The following is a 17,512-nucleotide window of genomic DNA, read 5'->3' as shown; positions in this document are numbered from 1 at the left end:
GCGGTGTCGGCCAGCTCGTCGACGCCGACATGAATGCGGAATCGACCCGCCTTCAGGCGCTGCAGACCCAGCAGCAGCTCGGCGTTCAGGCGCTCTCGATCGCCAACCAGAACAGCCAGAGCATCCTCGCACTGTTCAAGTAAGCTTCGGCTTTGGAAACAACCGTGCTCCCCCTGGGAGCACGGTCCCTGCCATGACCGGCGGTGTGGCGGCACAAGACGTGCCCGTAATGGAAGCTCTCCCGACGCCAGACGTCATGCAACACGCCGCAGCCGATCGCGCTGCCATGCACCCGCGCGCCCGCTTGTTGCTCCTGACCTGATCGCGTCGTCCAGAATTCTTGTAAAATTGCAACGCCTCGCGCGCGAACCGACACATTCGCCTCCTCGCGCAACCTTCAGACAAGGTTGGCAGCGGAGTGTCCCATACGTTCGCATTGGTACGAGGTCACATGCTGCTCAGTCGTGCGCAGATACAGCAACTGCTCAACAATCTGCTGGAGCTTGGGCCGCGGCGCCTGATGGCCTTGGGACTGATCGGCTTTGCCGTTCTCGTCACCGTCGTCGGCGGCGCCTATTATCTGAGCCGGCCTGAGTTCGAAACGCTCTATACCGGGCTTTCCCGCGAAGACGTGACGCGCATGGGCGCCGCGCTGCGCGAGCAGAATATCACATTCGACGTCAATACGGCCGGCGACGCCGTCTCGGTGCGCCCGAGTCAGACCATGCAGGCGCGGATGCTGCTTGCCGAGAAGGGGCTACCGACCAGCGCCAATTCCGGCTACGAGCTGTTCGACAAGATCGGCTCGCTCGGCCTGACCTCGTTCATGCAGGAGGTCACCAAGCTGCGGGCGCTGGAAGGCGAGATCGCGCGCACCGTGCAGTTGATGAAGGGCGTCAAGGCGGCGCGGGTGCATATCGTGATGCCGGTGCGCGGCTCGTTCCGGGCGACGCAGCAGCCGCCTTCGGCGTCGGTCGTGCTGCGCACCGACGGCGCGATCGAGGCGCGTACGGCGCAGTCGATCCGACACCTCGTCGCGGCGGCCATCCCCGGCATGAGCCGCGACAAGGTGACGGTGCTGGATGCCGATGGTTCGATGCTGCTCGCCGAAGAGGACGAGGCGAGCGCGGCGCCGACCAAGATGGCCAGCCTCCAGAAGACGGTCGGCGGAATGGTGCAGGAGAACATCCGCAAGGCGTTGACGCCATATCTCGGCCTGGACAATTTCGAGGTGAGCGTCGCGCCGCAGCTCTCCACCGACAAGCGCCAGACCAACGAGACGGTCTACGACCCGGAGAGCCGCGCCGAGCGTTCGGTCCGGAACGTGCGCGAGAAGGAATCGTCGCAGAATGCGGATCGTTCGACGCCGACCACGGTGCAGCAGAACTTGCCGGACCAACAGGTAAATGCCGGCGGCACGAAGAATTCCAGCGAGGACAAGACCCGCCGCGAGGACGTCACCAATTTCGAGGTGTCGTCCAAGACAACGACGACGGTGAGCGACGGTTATTTGGTCAAGAAACTCTTCATCGCCGTGCTGGTCAATCGCGCGCGGCTCGTCGCCGATCTCGGCGACAAGAGCAATCAGGCCATCGTCGACAGCAAGCTCGCCGAGATCAGCCAGCTCGCGGCGACGGCAGGCGGACTGGACAAGCAGCGCGGCGACCAGATCCAGGTGACGGCCGTCGACTTCATCGAAGGCTCGCGCGAACTGGCGCCGGTGCCGCCGATCAGCTTCGTCGAGATGATCAACAAGCAGCTCGGCAGCGTCATCAATGCGGTGACCATCCTGGCCGTTGCCTCGATGCTGGTCTGGTTCGGACTTCGCCCCGCGGTCAACGGCATTCTGACCCATCGCGCGGCGCAGGAGCAGACCGAGGCGGCCGAGGCCGCCGAGCTTGAAGCGGCCACGGCGCTTGCATTGGCCGACAGTCAGGACCCCGAGCTCAACCTCGTCGAGGATCTCGAGGGCAAGATGCAGCGGACGCCGCAGAAGCGGCTGGAGCAGATCGTCCGGCTCGATCAGATGCAGGCGGCGGCAATCCTTAAAGACTGGATGCGACGCGAGGAGGCAGCATGAACGCGGCTATCGGAAAACTCCTGACGCAGTTCGACGCGAATGGGCGGGCCAAGTCTCCACCGCCGCCTCCGCCCCCCAAGATCCAGGATGTGCTGACAAGGCCGATGGAGGTGCGGCGCGAGCCTCAGCCGCCGCGTCAGGCCCAATCGCAGCCACAGCTTCAATCGCCGCCTCCGGCGCCCGAGGCGGAAGCTCCGCCGGTCAATCTTCTCGAAGATGCCTATCGTCGCGGCCACGCCGCCGGTGTCGCGGAAGGCGATGCCAGGGTTGCCGAGGAGCGCGTCCGCAGCGCGATCCGGCTCGGCGAGGAGCGGGCCAAATGGTCCGACCAGCAGGCGGTCACGATCGTGGGCGGCTTCGAGACGGCCTGCCGCGAGATCGAAACCAACATCGCAAGCTCGGTCGCGCGGATATTGCTGCCCTTCCTCGCCGACGCCGTCCGTGACAAGGCGATCGGATCGCTGGTCGAGCAGATCGCGGCGCTGACCGGCAATTCGCCGGTGCCGGTGTTCAAGATCACCGGCCCGGGCGAATTGCTCGATCTGGTGCGCTCGCAGCTCCAGGCGGCCCGGCGAACCGGGATTGAATACGAAGCCGCCGAGACTTTCGAGGTCCGCGTCGTCGCAGACCAGACCGTGATCGAGACGCAGATTGCGGCGTGGAGCGAACGTCTGAACGAGGCGCGCCGGTAGTCCGCCATGGAAGAAGTCAAGCACGAGCTGGTCATCATCCGCAGGCGCAGCGCCTTCGCCGAGGAGGCGCATCACGGTGGCGTCTGGAAGATCGCGTATGCGGACTTCATGACCGCGATGATGGCGTTCTTTCTGGTCATGTGGCTGCTCAATGCGCTCAACCAGGACCAGAAGCAGGTGGTCGCGAGCTATTTCAACCCGATCAAGCTCGCGGAGAACGCACCCGCTCCGAAGGGCCTCAAGGATCTCAGCAAGAAGGAGCCGACGCAGTTCGAAGGCCAGGATGGCAAGCGTCAGCCAGCCGGGCCGAACGAAGAACGTCGCGGAGACTCGCCGACTGCGGAGAAGCCTGCCTCCTTCGAAGAGAAGGTTCTGTTTCGCGATCCCTACGCGACGCTTGCCGAGATCGCCAACAGCGCGAACCAGTCCTCGGGCCAGCGCCGCGCCGGCGCGCTGACCTCCGCCGAAGAGGACGGCCTCAAGGGCGGCGATGCTTACCGCGATCCCTTCGATCCCGGCTATTGGAAGTTGGCACCGCAGACATCCAAGGATGCGGATCACTTCGTGGACAGCGAGCCAAAGCCGAACGCGTCCGCGCGCGACAACGCATCCGGGACAGGTCAGGGCGAGCCGCAGGCGCAACGTGCCAAGCAGGACGATGCCGGCGGTAGCGTGGCTCCGAATGCGGACGCGTCGTCTGCAAGCCTGTCGCCCCTGCTGCCGCCGGGGCCTGCGCCTTCGCAGGCTCAACGCGATGGCAGTGCCCAGGCGAATGCGCCGCAACCGGGCGCCCAGGCTGGCGCTCAAGCCAATGCCGCCGCGCAGCCACGCCCCGGCGATCAAGCAAAGAATTCCGAATCGCGCGATGCGGCACAGACCCAGCAGCCGACCGTCAAGCAGCTACAGTCCGCGATCGCGGATGCGCTGTCGGACATCAAGGCCGGTGCGGGCCCGGTGGCCGAGGTGCGCCAGGTCGAAGAAGGCCTTCTGATCAGCCTGACCGACGATGCGAGCTTCGGAATGTTTGCGGTCGGGTCCGCCGAGCCGCGGCCCGAACTGATCCGCGTGATCGACAAGATCGGGCCGCTGGTGACGAAGCGCCAGGGTGTGATCATCGTGCGCGGCCACACCGATAATCGGCCGTACAAGTCGGAGACCTACGACAATTGGCGGTTGTCGACGGCGCGCGCGCAGATGGCCTATTACATGCTGGTTCGCTCCGGCGTCGATGCGCAGCGGATCGAACATGTCGAAGGCTATGCCGATCGGCGGCCGAAGCTTCCGAGCGACCCGGCGGCGGCGCAGAACCGCCGGATCGAAATCCTGATTCGGGAGAAGCGCCCTTGACCAGGCCGCTCCTGGGCGCCGCGCTGCTGATGTTGCTGCCGTTCACGACGGTGTGCGCGTTTGCCGATCCGGCACCGTCCCCGGCTTCAACCTCGGGCGAGCCCTATGAGCTCGTGCGCACCTTGCAGGCGGTGCAGGATGGCATTGCCCGTGGCGACACCGCGGCGCATGGCAGCCACATCGCGCTGACCCGGCAGGTCGGCGAAAAGTTCCTCGCCGCCGATCCGGGCGTGTGGAGCAACGCGCAGAACGGCCAGGCCGTCATCATCTATTTGCTCAGCGGCGGCGGGCCGCAGGTCGTCCGAAAGCTGCCGCGCGACAAGCTGAACGTCGACGAGCGGCTGTTCAATGGTGCGCTGGCCTATGTCGAAGGCCGCCAGGACGAAGCGCGCGAATTGCTCAAGGACGTCAAGCCGCGCACGCTGCCAACGGGCCTGGGCGGACAGGTCGCGCTGGTCCAGGGCGCGCTGTTCGCGCGCGCCGAGGCATCGCTCGCGATCGAGCGCCTGGACGACGCGCGGCTGCTGTTGCCGGGCACGCTGGTGGAGGAGGCGGCGCTGCGGCGCGAGATCCTGCTGGTCGGACAGGCCGAGGATTTCGACAAGTTCGAGTTCCTGACGCTCGCCTATATCCGCCATTACCGTAACTCGGTCTACTCCGGGGACTTCTGGCAGCGCTTCGCCTCCGGCCTGACGCAATCGAGCATTGCCCTCGATGAGCGCCGCTTTGCGCGGATCGTCACTCTGCTGGAGCAGATAGATCGCGCGAGCCGCCTCAAGCTTTATCTCGTGATCGCGCGCACCGCGATGGTGCATGGACGGCTGGCGGTGACCCGGCTTGCCGGCGAGCGTGCGCTGACGCTCAGCGCCGATGCCTCGGAGGATCGCGAGCGCGCGCATTTCTTCCGCGGCGTCTCGCGGGCGCTCACTGATGAGTATGACGGCGGCATCGCTGAGTTGAAGGCCCTGGACCGCTCGAAGTTGCCCGAGCGCGACGTTCCGCTGCTGAATGCAACGTTGCAGCTCGCACTCGATGTCCGCAAGCCGTTCGCGGGCGGATCCACCGCCGCCGCCGACAAGCCTCCGGTCACGCCGGCGCGTCTCGATCTCGCCTCGTCGACCGAGATGCTTGCGCGCGCGCGGAAGCAGCTGGGCGAACTCGAACGCCTTACCAGGGATCGCCCATGACGAAGCTCAGTGGAACCTCCGGACAGGTCTTTTCGGGTCTCGCCGAAAGCCTCAACATGCGCGGCGCATCGCGCTCGGGCAAGTCTGCCGGAGCGAAATCGCCGGCAGATTCGTCGTTCAACGACCTGCTGCACACCGTCTCGAAACTCGCGAAGCGGGCGCTCAGCGACGAGGGCGGCAGCACGAGCGCGAAGGCCGGATCGCTGCGCACGCACCTCGCGCGCCCGGCCGACAAGGACAAGACGGTGCGGGAACGCACCAAGGCGGATGACGAGCCCGAATCCATTCGCAAATCGGCCGACGAGAAAACTGAAAAATTGCCGGAGACGCAAACTCCGGTCGACCACGGCGCGAAGACCGATGTTTCGGCCCGATCCAGCATTCCGGCGGTCGTCGAACAGCAGCTCGCCGCCGTGCCGGCCGTGAGGCCGCAGCTGCAATCGCCGGCGGTCGACAAGAAGGACGCGCCTGCGCGCGACGAACGCTCTGCTACGACGAAGCGTGAGGTCCAGGGCGCGGCGAAGGTCACGTCTGCCGAACCCGCACCGCCCGCTGCCGCTTCAACGGGCACGCGCCCGCAGGCCGCGCCTTCGCAGGCGGCGGCAGCCGCGCAGCAAGGCAGCGATGCGTCCTCGAAGGCAATGCCTGCAACGCAAGGCTTCGAGGCCGTCACGGCCAATGTCGAACGCGCCGTCAAAGCCTCGGCGCGGGACGCATTGCCCGAAGCGACCAAGGTCACCGTGGTCCAGCAGGAGACCCATCTGCCGCCGGCGCAGTTCAGCGCCACGCAGCAGGTCGCCAACGCAGTCGTCGCCGAGCTGAAGGAATCGCCGGCCCCGACGGCGTCCACCGTCCCCGATCTTGCGACGTCGCAGACCAATGCGCCTGAGCCGCTCAAGATCCTGACGATCAATCTCGAACCGCCGGCGCTCGGCAACGTCACGGTACGCCTTCGTCTCGTCGGCTCGGAGGTCTCCGTTCACCTCGCGGCCGCGCGCAAGGACACCAGCCTGATGCTGGATCAGCAGCGCGACTCGATCCGTGATCTCATGCAGTCGGCGGGCTATGTCGCCGACGTCGCGCCCGTGCAGCACGGCTCGCTGGACGGATTCCAGAGCGGCTCCGGCCAGTCGCAGTCGCAGCCGCAGCTCTCCGGCCAGCAACAGCCATCGTCGCAGTCGCAAGGTACGTTCGGCGGCGCCGGCACGTCGTCGGGGCAATCGGAGGGCGGCGCGAAGCAGGCCCGGCAGGAGCGCCAGTCCAACCAGGAGACGCGTCATGACCAGGACGTGGGGCCGCATACTCGCCGCGGCCCTGTTTATCTGTAGCTCGGGCGCCGCGCTAGCTGCGACCGACAACGCGCGCCCCTGCGAGCGCGAGATGGCGCGCGCGTCCCAGCAGCATGGGATTCCGCTCGGCATTCTCTATGCGGTCGGCCTCACCGAGACCGGACGGCGCGGTTCGCTCCATCCTTACGCGCTCGGCGCCGACGGCCAGACCGTGTTCGCCAAGGACATGAACGACGCGATCGTGAATTTCGAGGCGATGCGCAGCAAGGGCATCAAGCTGATCGACCTCGGTTGCATGCAGATCAATCACTATTATCACGGCGACAAGTTCACGTCGGTGCGGGCGATGTTCGATCCCGCGAAGAACGTCGAATACGCCGCGCGCTTCCTGAAAGAGCTGAAGCAGCGCGAGGGCAGCTGGACCATGGCGGTCGCGCGCTACAATGCAGGTCCCAACAATCAGCCCGCGCAGAAGCGCTACGTCTGTCACATCGTCGCGCATCTCGTCTCCAGCGGCTTCGGAGCGTGGACCGACAAGGCGCGCTCGTTCTGTCAGCCGAAGACGACATGATCGCTACCACCTGAAAGTTGTGCACGGATCCCAATCATCAGCTCCGCGCAAGCAAGAACCCGCATTGTAGATACAACCTGACAAAGGAGCCTACTTCATGAGCCTGTATGGTGTTATGCGCACCGGCGTTTCCGGAATGAGCGCGCAGTCCAACAAGCTGTCGACGGTTTCGGACAACATCGCGAACGTCAACACGACCGGTTACAAGCGGGCTTCGACGGAATTCTCGTCACTGATCCTGAAGAGCGGCTCCGGCAATTACGACTCCGGCGCCGTCGAGACGAAGGTTCGCTACGCCATCAGCGACGCGGGACACACGCAGTTCACCACGTCGACCACGGACCTCGCCGTGCGGGGCAACGGCTTCTTCGTGGTGTCGAACGCCGCCAACACGCAGCAATATCTGACGCGCGCCGGGTCGTTCGTGCCGGACGCTCAGGGCAATCTAGTCAACGCGGCCGGCTACTACCTCCTGGGCCAGCCCGGTAAGGTGACCAATTTCTCGCAGAACAGCCTGTCCGGCATGCAGATCGTCAACATTGCCCAGGTTTCGCAAGTGCCCGTGCCGTCGACGGCGGGAACGCTCACGACCGGCAATCTGGATCCGAAAGCGGCTGTGATCGCCGGTCCGCCCGGGCCGGCGTCATATTCGTCGAAGAGCTCGATCGTGGCCTACAACAATATCGGCCAGGCCGTTACGCTCGACGTCTACATGTCCCACACGGCGACGGCCGCCGGCTCTGACACCTGGCAGATTCAGGCTTACAACTCCGCGACAGGTGCGTCGGTCGGTGCCGCCACCACTTTCACCTTCGATACGACCGCAACCGGCAAAGGCACGCTGGCCGCGGCGAGCCCGACGACTCTCGCCCTCACCGTTCCAGGCGGTGCGGCGATGAGCCTGGACCTGTCGAACATGACCCAGGTCGGAACCGACTTCAGCTTCAAGGCGACTGTCAATGGCAGCGTTCCATCGGCCATCGACAAGGTCGACGTCGACACTGCGGGCCACGTGACGGCGATCCTCAAGAACGGGCAGCAGCTGACGCTCTACACGATCATGATCGCGGACGTCGCGAGCCCCAACAATCTGACGCCGGAGCCCGGTAACGTCTATTCGACCAACATGAATTCCGGCAACGCGCAGGCCGGGAATGCCGGTACCGGCGGTCTCGGCACGGTCCAGTCGGGTGCGCTGGAGGCCTCCAACGTCGACCTCGCAGACGAACTCACCGGGATGATCGAGGCGCAGCGCGGCTTCACTGCGAATTCGAAAACGTTCCAGACCGGTTCCGACCTGCTCGACGTCGTCGTCAACCTGAAGCGCTGAATCCTCACGCGCTCATTCCGGGCAAGAGCAAATCATGTCCCTTACCGCCGCTCTCGACTCCGCTCGCGCGTCGCTCATGGCGTCGGGCATCCAGTCGTCGACGATCTCGCGCAACATCGCCGGTGCCAGCGCCGCCGGCTATTCGCGCAAGATCGCCGTGCTGGACAATCTGCCCGGGGCCGGGGTCTATGTGGCGGCGATCCAGCGTGCCGCCAGCTCGGGTCTCTATAATAACGTCTTGATCGCGACGTCCGGGTCCGCCAAGCAGAATGCAATCCTGGACGGTCTTCAGAAGATATCGGCCTCGACAGTGGACGATCCCCAGCTTGGGCAGTCGCCGGCTGCCCAGCTCAACAAGCTGAAGCAGGCGCTCCAGCAATATGCCAACGCTCCGGACAACACCACGCTGGCGCAGGCGGCGGTCACGTCCGCCAAGGACATGGCGACCGCGCTCAACCAGGCCACCAAGACCGTGCAGACGGTGCGCCAGGGAGCGGATGCCGACATGGCGACTTCGGTCGGGAATATCAATCAGCTCCTGACCCAGTTCGATAAGGTCAACACCGCGATCGTGAAGGGGACGATCGCCGGTGACGACGTCACCGATTATCTCGACCAGCGCGACAACATCGTCTCGAAGATGTCGCAGGAGGTCGGCGTCTCGATGACGCTGCGCGCCAACGGCGACGCGGCGCTCTACACCGACAGCGGCGTCGTGCTGTTCGACAAGTCGGCGCGCTCGGTCAGCTTCGCGGCGACCAACATCTATACGCCCGGGACCACCGGCAATGCTGTCTATATCGACGGTGTCCCGGTCACCGGCGCCAATTCCGTGATGCCGATCAAGACCGGCAAGCTCGCTGGCCTCGCCCAGTTGCGCGACAACGCCACGGTCACGTATCAGAGCCAGCTCGACGAGATCGCACGCGGCCTTGTCGAATCCTTCAAGGAGGTCGACCAGTCCGGCGCGGCGCTGCCCGACCGGCCCGGCCTGTTCACCTATCCCGGCTCACCCGCGATGCCCGCTAGCGCGACCGTCTCGGTCGGCCTGGCCGGCTCGATCAGCGTTGCCGCGTCGGTCGACCCGGCCCAGGGCGGCAATCCCAACCTGCTGCGTGATGGCGCGATCAGCGGCAACGTCGCCTACAGATACAACACCACCGGCAATGCCGGCTACTCGACCAGGCTGCAGCAGCTCATCGGCAACATGGATGCGTCGCAGCCGTTCGATGCAACCACGCAAGGCAAGCCGAGCGGCAGCTTGATCGACTTCGCTGCGTCGTCGACGAGCTGGATCGAAAACCAGCGCAAGGCCGCGGACGACAACGCCACCTACCAGAACACGCTGCTCGACCGCAGCTCCGCGGCGCTGTCGAACGTCAGCGGCGTCAACATGGACGACGAGATGTCCTTGATGCTTCAGGTCGAACGTACCTATTCGGCGTCGTCGAAGATCATCTCGACCGTCGACCAAATGTTGAAGAGCCTGCTGGCAGCCGTGGGGAATTAAGTCATGATGAGCGCCAACTACATCTCGACCCTGATGCTGTCTTCGTCGTTGAGGTCCTCGATCACGAACAATCAGGCCGCGCTGACCAAGGCCTCGAAGGAAGCCACCACCGGCCGCTTCGCCGACGTCGGCCTCGAGCTTGGTGCCACGACCGGAAGCGACGTCACCCTGCGGGCGGACCTGAGCTTCGCCGATCAACTCGTCGATACCAACGGGCTCGTCTCGGGGCGCCTGGACACGACGCAGAACCGGATCACCCAGCTCGGTACGACCGCAACATCTTTCCTCAAGGACCTGATCGCGGCCCGCAGCACCGACGGCGGCGGGCGGATCGTCCTGCCGCCTGCGTCCGCCAACCTCCAGGACCTGATCGGCGCGCTGAACGTCTCCTATAACGGTTCGTATCTGTTCTCGGGCATCAACACGCAGAACCAACCGATCACGGCTTACACTGCGGGCTCGGCCAGCAAGAACCAGGTCGACGCCGATTTCCTTGCGACCTTCGGCTTCTCGCAATCCTCGGCCAGCGTAAGCACCATCACCCCGGCGCAAATGCAGACTTTCCTCAACACCACCTTCGATGCCGAGTTCGCGAGCCCGGCCTGGAACACCAATTGGTCAACGGCCACCGACCAGACCATGCAGAGCCGTATCTCCACGACCGAGATCGCCGATACGTCCGTTAGCGCCAACCAGATCGGCTTCCGTAGGCTCGCCGAGGCCTATACCATGATGGCGGATCTCGGGAACGCGAAGCTGAGCCAGGACACGTTCCAGGTCGTCGTGGACAAGGCCATCGACCTCGTCGGTACCGCCATCACGGACCTCGCTACGCTCGGCGGCAGCGTCGGCACAGTCCAGCAGCGGATCACCGGCGCCACCGAAAAGCTCAAGACGCAGCAGGACATTCTGAACAATCAGATCGTCGGTCTGGAGGCGGTCGACCCGACGGAGGCCTCGGTCCGGGTCAACACCCTGCAGACCCAGATCAAGACGGCACTGTCGCTGACGTCGCAGCTCCAGCAGATCAGCCTCATCAACTATCTCTGAGCCGGGGTCTGTCACCTTTGTCTTGGTCTTGTTATTCGGTCTCCTGCGCAGAGTGGTTCTGATGACGTTTGAAGCCTATGAAGCGGTTGTCGACGATAGCGGCTATGAGGCGCGGGGCCGCGAGCGGCAGGCGCTCAGTCTCGGCATCGACCGGCTCGAGCGGATCCGGAGCGGACGTTTCAGCTTCGAAGATCTGGTCGAGAGCCTGCTCTATGTGCGGCGGCTGTGGACGATCTTCATTGAGGATCTCGCCCATCCGGAAAACGCACTCCCGGAAAAGCTGCGCGCCGACATCATCTCGATCGGTCTGTGGGTCATCAAGGAAGCCGACCGGCTTCGCGAGGAGAAGTCGAACGACGTGATGCAGCTCATCGAAATCAACCGCCTGATCCGAGACGCCCTCTGATGAAAATATCCTTGCGGGCGGGTGAGCGGATCTACGTCAACGGCGCAGTGCTGCGCGTGGACCGCAAGGTCTCGGTCGAGCTCGTCAACGACGTGATGTTCCTGCTCGAAGGGCAGGTCATGCAGGCTTCCGACGCCACTACGGCGATGCGGCAGCTCTATTTCATCGTCCAGCTCATGCTGATGAACCCGACGGATATCGGCGCCGCAGTCGCGCTCTACGGGGAGCATCATGCGGCCCTGCTCGCGGTTTGCGAGAGCCGCCAGATGCTCGACGGGCTTGCCGCGATCCACGAGCTGGTCCGCACGACCCGCTATTTCGAGGCGCTCAAGCGGATCCGGGCGCTGTTCCCGGTGGAGGACGCAATTCTGGCCGGCCTGGCCGGCGTCGCCACCGAGATCCCATTCCAGGCTGCCTGACAGCGGAGAGGCTACATGAACGTCACCAGCGCGACCGACAGCACCAGCAAGTCCAATACGACCGATTCCACGAAGAACACGGCGAGCAACACCGTCGACTACAATACCTTTCTTCAGCTCCTCGTCGCCGAGATGAAGAACCAGGATCCGACCAATCCGATGGATACCTCGCAGTACATGAGCCAGTTCGCGCAGCTCTCGACGGTCGAGCAGGCCATGCAGACCAATTCGAAGCTGGATGCGCTGCTGTCTTCGCAGTCGCTGTCGCAGGCCAACGGGCTGATCGGAAAGACCGTCAGCTTCACCGACGCGACCGGCGCAACCTTCAGCGGCAAGGTCGCTTCGATCTCCATCAACAGCGACGGCTCCGTCGCAACCCTCGAGAACGGCACGAAGGTCGCGGTCGGGCCCGGGCTTACGATCAGCCAGTCATGAACGAGCGGGACGCCCTCGACATCGTCCAGGCGGCGATCTGGACCATCATCGTCGCCTCCGGCCCCGCCGTCGGCGCCGCGATGCTGGTCGGCACCGCCATTGCGCTGATCCAGGCGCTGACCCAGGTCCAGGAGGTGACACTGACCTTCGTGCCGAAGATCATCGTCATCCTCCTGGTCGTTGCCGTTTCCGGCTCCTTCATCGGCGCCCATCTCTCCACCTTCACCGAGATGGTCTATTCGCGGATCGAGCACGGCTTCTGATCTGCGAGAGCCCGGCCACCACCCTCGCGTAAGCTTTGCACGGCAGATTGCGGGGCGGACCCTCTGCCGGTGACCCATGGCCGATACATTAGCTGCTAGCCTGCCGACCCCGCGACGATTTGGGGCCGACGCCTTTTTCGCGGGCGGTATCGTGGCCATGCTCACGATCCTGTTCCTGCCCATACCGCCGATCCTGATCGACCTCGGCCTCGCCTTCTCGATCGCGCTGTCCGCGCTGATCCTGATGGTCGCGCTGTGGATCCAGCGGCCGCTCGACTTCTCCGCCTTCCCGACCGTGCTGCTGATCGCGACGATCCTGCGGCTGGCGCTCAACGTTGCGACCACCCGTCTGATCCTGTCGCGGGGCGGGGAGGGCGAACAAGCCGCGGGTCACGTCGTTGCCGGCTTCTCGAAGTTCGTCATGGGCGGCGACTTCGTCATCGGTCTGATCATCTTCGCGATCCTGGTGACGGTGAATTTCGTCGTGATCACCAAGGGTGCAACGCGTATCGCCGAAGTCGGCGCCCGCTTCACCCTGGACGCCATCCCGGGCAAGCAGATGGCGATCGACGCTGACCTTTCCGCGGGCCTCATCGATGACAAGGAGGCCCAGCGCCGGCGCCGCGAGCTCGAAGAGGAGAGCGCGTTCTTCGGTGCAATGGACGGTGCTTCGAAGTTCGTCCGCGGCGACGCAATCGCCGGCCTGCTCATCACGGCGATCAACATCTTCGGCGGCATCATCATCGGCGTGACGCATCACGGGCTGACGCTGGCACGCGCCGCCGACGTCTACACGAAGCTCTCCGTCGGCGACGGTCTGGTATCGCAGATGCCGGCTCTCATCGTGTCGCTGTCGGCGGGCCTGCTGGTCTCGAAGGGCGGCACCAGGGGCTCGGCGGAACAGGCGGTGCTGCGCCAGCTCAGCGGCTACCCGCGCGCGGTGTCGGCCGCCGCGTTGATGATGTTCGTGCTCGCCCTGATGCCGGGGCTGCCGATGGCACCCTTCTTCCTGCTCGGCGGCGTCATGGCCTTCGTCGGCTATTCGTTGCCGAGGCGGCAGGCGGCGCGGGAGCGGAAAGAGGATGCGCGCAAGGCCGACGAGCGGGCCCAGGCCGATGCCAAGGAATCCGTCAAGGAATCGCTCAAGACCGCAGAGATCGAGCTGTCGCTCGGCAGCCATCTGTCGGTCCATCTGCTGGGCTCGCGCACCGAGCTTGCGCACCGGGTCAGCAAGCTCCGCAAGAAGTTTGCCAAGCAATACGGCTTCGTCATTCCGGAGATCAAGCTCAGCGACAATCTGTCGATCGATCCCAAGGGATACCAGATCCGGATCCATGACACGCGTATCGCCCAGGGCGAGCTGCGGCTCGGCGAGGTGCTGGTGCTGGTCGACAAGGACGGCAAGCCCGACGTGCCCGGCGAAGAGGTGATCGAACCCGCTTTCGGCATGAAGGCGCTGTGGGTAACGGAAGCTTTCACCGACGAGGTCAAGCGTCAGGGCTGCAAGCCGGTCGACAACCTGTCGGTGCTGCTCACGCACTTGAGCGAAGTGCTCAGGGCAAATCTCGCGCAGCTGCTGTCGTACAAGGACATGCGCGGGCTGCTCGACCGTCTCGATCCCGAATACAAGCGCCTGGTCGAGGATCTCTGCCCGTCGCAGATCTCCTATTCGGGCCTGCTGGCGATCCTGAAGATCCTGCTGGCCGAGCGCGTGTCGATCCGCAACCTCCATTTGATCCTGGAGGCCATTGCCGAGATCGCACCGCATGTGCGGCGCTCCGAGCAGGTCGCGGAGCATGTGCGGACGCGACTTGCCCAGCAGATCTGCGGCGACCTTTCCGACAACGGTGTGCTGAACGTCGTCCGCCTCGGCAATCGCTGGGACCTGGCGTTCCACCAGAGCCTGAAGCGCGACGCCAAGGGCGAAGTCTTCGAATTCGACGCCGATCCTCGCCTGATCGAGCAGTTCGCAACCGAAGCCAGCGCCGCGATCCGCAAATTCACCGAGAACGGCACCAGCGTGGTTCTGGCGGTGACCCCGGAAGCCCGCCCCTATGTCCGGATGATCCTGGAGCGGGTGTTCCCGACCTTGCCGGTCCTGTCGCATGTCGAGGTCGCGCGCAGCGCCGAGATCAGGGCGCTGGGAGCCATATCGTGATCAGCGGCCTGGCCGACAGCGTGCTGGTCACGTTCATCGTGTTCTGCCGCATCGGCGCCTGCCTGATGCTCGTGCCCGGCTATTCCAGCGTCAACGTTCCGGCCCAGGTTCGCCTGTTCGTCGCGCTCGTCACGACGTTTGCGCTGACGCCGATCCTGATCTCGGTCCTGAAACCTCTCACCGACAACGCCGCGCCGCTGACGCTTGCGCTCCTGATCTGCTCCGAGCTCGTGGTCGGCAGCGTCATTGGGCTCGGCGGGCGTGTGTTCTTCCTCGCGCTGCAGACCATGGCGACCGTGATGGCGAGCGCGATCGGGCTGAGCAACATCCCGGGAACGCCGGTCGGCGACACCGATCCGGCGCCGGCCCTGGTGCCGCTGATCATGGCCGCCGTCACCACGCTGTTCTTCATGACCGACCAGCACTGGCAGGTCTTGCGCGGGCTGATGAACTCCTACGACGTCTGGCAGCCCGGCAACAGGATCGGCGGCAGCATGGCACTCGACCAGCTCGTCAGCCGCCTGTCCGAGGCGTTCGTGCTGACGCTGCGGATCACCAGCCCCTTCATCGTCTATTCGGTCATCGTCAACCTCGCGGTCGGCCTGATCAACAAGCTGACGCCGGCGATTCCGGTCTATTTCATCTCGGTGCCCTTCGTGCTGTTCGGCGGCTTCCTGCTGCTCTACCTCACCAGCGACGAGCTCCTGACGCAATTCATGCTCGGCGTCTCGTCGTGGCTGGCGGAGTGATCGGTCATGACGTCGCGCGCGGACAAGCTCGGCCGGATGGTCTCGCTCGTGAAGCTTCAGCTTCGGCTGTCCGAATGGCAGCTCGCGCATCTGCGGCAGCAGGAGCGCAGCTTGCAGGACGAGCAGGAATGGCTGGTAGGAACCCTCAACGAGGGCAAGCCGCCGGCGGGGTCGTCGAGCGAATCGATCGCGCGGCGCCTCAACAGGACGAGCGCCGGTGCGCGCGCGGTCCAGGCGCAGGCATCGCAGCAGCTCGACCAGGTCCGCGCGGAGACCCGCCGTGTGAAACAGCTCGAGCAGGTCGCGAAGGCCGCGCTCGCAGACAAGCTTCGCGACGCGGAGGCGCGCTCGCTCGAAGAGATGACGGGAATAAGCCCCGCCGTGCGCGACTGGACGCCACGGCCAGCCAGCCGGAACAAGATATGATCGTGACAGCGACGCCCGACCTCGTTCTCGATGTCCTCGATGCCGCCGACCCCGTGACGCAGCGGGCGGCGACCGCGAAGCTCGATGCGCTCAAATCGTCGGACGCCGATTTCGCCGCCACGATGGACGCGGAGGTCGGCAAGGCCAAGGCGGCGACTGCCGATCAATCCGCGGCGCAGGCTGCCGAAGCGCAGCAGTCGGGCGCGGTGAACGGGCCGCCGGTGCGGGTGATCAAGGCGCCCGCATCCGGCGAGGTGTACCGGAAGTTCGAGGCGTTCATTCTCCAGACCTTCGTCGAGACGATGCTGCCGAAGGAATCGGAGGAAGTCTTCGGCAAGGGCACGGCTGGCGGCGTCTGGAAGTCGATGCTGGCGGAGCAGCTTGGTGCTCAGCTGGCAAAGGGCAAGGGCATTGGCATTGCCAAGCAACTCGCCGCTGCGCAACCGGCGGGGCCCGGCGTTACGGAAAAGACCGGATCATGATCCGGGAATGGGTGACAGAAGTTGAGGGGTGAATTTCCTATGCAAGCACAAGAAGGTGCGGCGGTCCTGGTGGTGGAGCAGCCGGTCGTGGACGCCGAGGCGATGACGTTGGAAGCGGCAGCAGGCGATGCGTTCTTGCCCGCGCTGCTGCCGAATCTCGGCAGTGACGTGGAGAACGACGGCACCGACGCGGCGAGATCGGACGAGGTGAGTGGCCTGCTGTCTGCGATCCGCCGGCTTGAGAACATCGTCGAAGAGGAGACGGTCGCGCTCGCGACGGGCAAGAAGATCGATTTCGACGACTTCAGTGCCCGGAAGAGCCGGAGCATGCTCGAATTCGTCCGCTTGATGCGGGCACGGATGCATCTCGGCAACGAGGTCGAGATCACCGAGGAAATCCAGCGGTTGCGCGAGAAGCTCGAGCGAAACCGTTCCATCCTCGAAATGCACTACGATGCGGTGCGCGAGGTCGCGGCCATCATCGTCAAGGCGATCAAGGAAGCCGAGTCGGACGGCACCTATACCGGCCGCACAGCACAGGACGGAAAATGATCAGACTCGTGCTGGCCGGGCTCTGGGTATGCATCCTCACCGCGGGCACGAGCTATGCCGTGGCCTATTGGAAGGAAAACGGCAGCCTGCTGCCGGCGAAGGACGAATATCTCGACGGCCTTCAATACCAGAAGACGCGGGCGCTGAGCGTGCCAATGGTGGAGGGCGGGAGCGTGCAGGGCTACATCGTGGCGCGCTTCGTCTACACTGTTGAGGCGCGGACCATGCACCAGCTCAACGTCCCGCCGGAGCCGTTCGTCGTCGACGAGGCGTTCCGCAGGATTTATGCCGACGACCGCCTCGATTTCAGGAAGCTCGCCCGCTACGACCTTTCCATCCTCACGACGGCCATCAAGCAGCGCGTCAACGAGCGGATGCAGGCCGACGTCGTCCAGGACGTCCTGGTCGAGGACTTCAACTATGTTTCCAAGGAAGAATTCCAGCAGAAGCCGTAGCTGTCGCGGCGCCGGCATCGCGAGGCCGCTGTTCCGCCATCCCTGCCGCTGAAAGTGCAACGGCCTCTGCGAAGGGTACTCCGCAGAGGCCGTTGTCGGTTTCGTGGCGGT

20 protein-coding genes are annotated in these 17,512 nt (G+C 64.7%); all 20 read left to right on the top strand.

The genetic code is table 11. The features are described 5' to 3' along the window. Positions 1-143 (top strand): flagellin (locus OWC48_RS28795; RefSeq protein ID WP_282523026.1); only part of this gene is annotated, 143 nt, incomplete at its 5' end. Between the two features lie 308 nt (positions 144-451). Then, positions 452-2,080: a flagellar basal-body MS-ring/collar protein FliF gene (gene fliF / locus OWC48_RS28790; RefSeq protein ID WP_282523018.1), complete on the top strand. Its 1,629-nt coding sequence runs from the start codon at positions 452-454 to the stop codon at positions 2,078-2,080. Beyond that, complete coding sequence (locus tag OWC48_RS28785; RefSeq protein ID WP_282523017.1) at positions 2,077-2,772, top strand: hypothetical protein; 696 nt, start codon at positions 2,077-2,079, stop codon at positions 2,770-2,772. Before fliF ends, OWC48_RS28785 begins: the two co-directional genes overlap by 4 nt. Before the next feature lie 6 nt (positions 2,773-2,778). Further along, positions 2,779-4,119, top strand: a complete 1,341-nt coding sequence (locus tag OWC48_RS28780) for a MotB family protein (protein ID WP_282523016.1) — start codon at positions 2,779-2,781, stop codon at positions 4,117-4,119. Continuing rightward, positions 4,116-5,306, top strand: coding sequence for a chemotaxis protein (locus tag OWC48_RS28775; protein ID WP_282523015.1), 1,191 nt, complete (start codon positions 4,116-4,118; stop codon positions 5,304-5,306). The genes OWC48_RS28780 and OWC48_RS28775 overlap by 4 nt, the downstream gene beginning before the upstream one ends. Then, positions 5,303-6,634, top strand: coding sequence for a flagellar hook-length control protein FliK (locus OWC48_RS28770; protein ID WP_282523014.1), 1,332 nt, complete (start codon positions 5,303-5,305; stop codon positions 6,632-6,634). Before OWC48_RS28775 ends, OWC48_RS28770 begins: the two co-directional genes overlap by 4 nt. Then, positions 6,585-7,166, top strand: coding sequence for a lytic transglycosylase domain-containing protein (locus OWC48_RS28765; protein WP_282523013.1), 582 nt, complete (start codon positions 6,585-6,587; stop codon positions 7,164-7,166). Before OWC48_RS28770 ends, OWC48_RS28765 begins: the two co-directional genes overlap by 50 nt. Before the next feature lie 97 nt (positions 7,167-7,263). Continuing rightward, positions 7,264-8,496 (top strand): flagellar hook protein FlgE, encoded by a 1,233-nt coding sequence (locus OWC48_RS28760; protein ID WP_282523012.1) that lies wholly within the window; start codon positions 7,264-7,266, stop codon positions 8,494-8,496. Positions 8,497-8,530: 34 nt separating this feature from the next. Further along, positions 8,531-10,006, top strand: a complete 1,476-nt coding sequence (gene flgK / locus OWC48_RS28755; protein WP_282523011.1) for a flagellar hook-associated protein FlgK — start codon at positions 8,531-8,533, stop codon at positions 10,004-10,006. A gap of 3 nt (positions 10,007-10,009) precedes the next feature. After that, the gene (locus tag OWC48_RS28750; protein WP_282523010.1) at positions 10,010-11,056 is read left to right on the top strand and encodes a flagellar hook-associated family protein; all 1,047 of its coding nucleotides are present in this window, start codon (positions 10,010-10,012) and stop codon (positions 11,054-11,056) included. Between the two features lie 61 nt (positions 11,057-11,117). Further along, positions 11,118-11,462, top strand: a complete 345-nt coding sequence (gene flaF, locus OWC48_RS28745) for a flagellar biosynthesis regulator FlaF (RefSeq protein WP_282523009.1) — start codon at positions 11,118-11,120, stop codon at positions 11,460-11,462. Then, positions 11,462-11,881, top strand: a complete 420-nt coding sequence (gene flbT, locus OWC48_RS28740) for a flagellar biosynthesis repressor FlbT (protein ID WP_282523008.1) — start codon at positions 11,462-11,464, stop codon at positions 11,879-11,881. Before flaF ends, flbT begins: the two co-directional genes overlap by 1 nt. A 15-nt stretch (positions 11,882-11,896) precedes the next feature. Beyond that, positions 11,897-12,316 (top strand): flagellar hook assembly protein FlgD, encoded by a 420-nt coding sequence (gene flgD / locus OWC48_RS28735; protein ID WP_282523007.1) that lies wholly within the window; start codon positions 11,897-11,899, stop codon positions 12,314-12,316. Further along, entirely contained in the window at positions 12,313-12,579 is a 267-nt protein-coding gene (gene fliQ / locus OWC48_RS28730; protein WP_014492683.1) for a flagellar biosynthesis protein FliQ, read from the top strand. Before flgD ends, fliQ begins: the two co-directional genes overlap by 4 nt. A 76-nt stretch (positions 12,580-12,655) precedes the next feature. Beyond that, the gene (flhA, locus tag OWC48_RS28725) at positions 12,656-14,737 is read left to right on the top strand and encodes a flagellar biosynthesis protein FlhA (protein ID WP_282523006.1); all 2,082 of its coding nucleotides are present in this window, start codon (positions 12,656-12,658) and stop codon (positions 14,735-14,737) included. Further along, the gene (fliR, locus tag OWC48_RS28720; RefSeq protein WP_038956957.1) at positions 14,734-15,486 is read left to right on the top strand and encodes a flagellar biosynthesis protein FliR; all 753 of its coding nucleotides are present in this window, start codon (positions 14,734-14,736) and stop codon (positions 15,484-15,486) included. Before flhA ends, fliR begins: the two co-directional genes overlap by 4 nt. 6 nt (positions 15,487-15,492) lie before the next feature. Next, positions 15,493-15,912, top strand: coding sequence for a hypothetical protein (locus OWC48_RS28715; protein WP_282523005.1), 420 nt, complete (start codon positions 15,493-15,495; stop codon positions 15,910-15,912). Beyond that, on the top strand, positions 15,909-16,394 hold the full coding sequence (locus tag OWC48_RS28710) for a rod-binding protein (protein ID WP_282523004.1): 486 nt from the start codon (positions 15,909-15,911) through the stop codon (positions 16,392-16,394). Before OWC48_RS28715 ends, OWC48_RS28710 begins: the two co-directional genes overlap by 4 nt. A gap of 39 nt (positions 16,395-16,433) precedes the next feature. Further along, complete coding sequence (locus OWC48_RS28705; protein ID WP_282523003.1) at positions 16,434-16,946, top strand: flagellar biosynthesis protein FlgN; 513 nt, start codon at positions 16,434-16,436, stop codon at positions 16,944-16,946. Further along, complete coding sequence (locus OWC48_RS28700) at positions 16,943-17,401, top strand: hypothetical protein (RefSeq protein ID WP_282523002.1); 459 nt, start codon at positions 16,943-16,945, stop codon at positions 17,399-17,401. Before OWC48_RS28705 ends, OWC48_RS28700 begins: the two co-directional genes overlap by 4 nt. The last annotated feature ends 111 nt before the right edge of the window (positions 17,402-17,512 follow it).

It is taken from the genome of Bradyrhizobium sp. Arg816 (assembly GCF_029989365.1).
Classification (GTDB): Bacteria; Pseudomonadota; Alphaproteobacteria; order Rhizobiales; family Xanthobacteraceae; genus Bradyrhizobium.
The sequence above is the reverse complement of the archived record's forward strand: the minus strand, read 5'-3'. Positions and strand labels throughout refer to the sequence as shown.

Coding starts and splice junctions, on each gene's coding strand:
- OWC48_RS28785 (WP_282523017.1), top strand. CDS start 2,077: ATGAACGCGGCTATCGGAAAACTCCTGACGCAGTTCGACGCGAATGGG.
- fliQ (WP_014492683.1), top strand. CDS start 12,313: ATGAACGAGCGGGACGCCCTCGACATCGTCCAGGCGGCGATCTGGACC.
- OWC48_RS28705 (WP_282523003.1), top strand. CDS start 16,434: ATGCAAGCACAAGAAGGTGCGGCGGTCCTGGTGGTGGAGCAGCCGGTC.
- flhA (WP_282523006.1), top strand. CDS start 12,656: ATGGCCGATACATTAGCTGCTAGCCTGCCGACCCCGCGACGATTTGGG.
- OWC48_RS28765 (WP_282523013.1), top strand. CDS start 6,585: ATGACCAGGACGTGGGGCCGCATACTCGCCGCGGCCCTGTTTATCTGT.
- OWC48_RS28750 (WP_282523010.1), top strand. CDS start 10,010: ATGATGAGCGCCAACTACATCTCGACCCTGATGCTGTCTTCGTCGTTG.
- OWC48_RS28770 (WP_282523014.1), top strand. CDS start 5,303: ATGACGAAGCTCAGTGGAACCTCCGGACAGGTCTTTTCGGGTCTCGCC.
- fliF (WP_282523018.1), top strand. CDS start 452: ATGCTGCTCAGTCGTGCGCAGATACAGCAACTGCTCAACAATCTGCTG.
- OWC48_RS28710 (WP_282523004.1), top strand. CDS start 15,909: ATGATCGTGACAGCGACGCCCGACCTCGTTCTCGATGTCCTCGATGCC.
- flgK (WP_282523011.1), top strand. CDS start 8,531: ATGTCCCTTACCGCCGCTCTCGACTCCGCTCGCGCGTCGCTCATGGCG.
- flgD (WP_282523007.1), top strand. CDS start 11,897: ATGAACGTCACCAGCGCGACCGACAGCACCAGCAAGTCCAATACGACC.
- OWC48_RS28715 (WP_282523005.1), top strand. CDS start 15,493: ATGACGTCGCGCGCGGACAAGCTCGGCCGGATGGTCTCGCTCGTGAAG.
- flbT (WP_282523008.1), top strand. CDS start 11,462: ATGAAAATATCCTTGCGGGCGGGTGAGCGGATCTACGTCAACGGCGCA.
- OWC48_RS28760 (WP_282523012.1), top strand. CDS start 7,264: ATGAGCCTGTATGGTGTTATGCGCACCGGCGTTTCCGGAATGAGCGCG.
- flaF (WP_282523009.1), top strand. CDS start 11,118: ATGACGTTTGAAGCCTATGAAGCGGTTGTCGACGATAGCGGCTATGAG.
- OWC48_RS28700 (WP_282523002.1), top strand. CDS start 16,943: ATGATCAGACTCGTGCTGGCCGGGCTCTGGGTATGCATCCTCACCGCG.
- OWC48_RS28780 (WP_282523016.1), top strand. CDS start 2,779: ATGGAAGAAGTCAAGCACGAGCTGGTCATCATCCGCAGGCGCAGCGCC.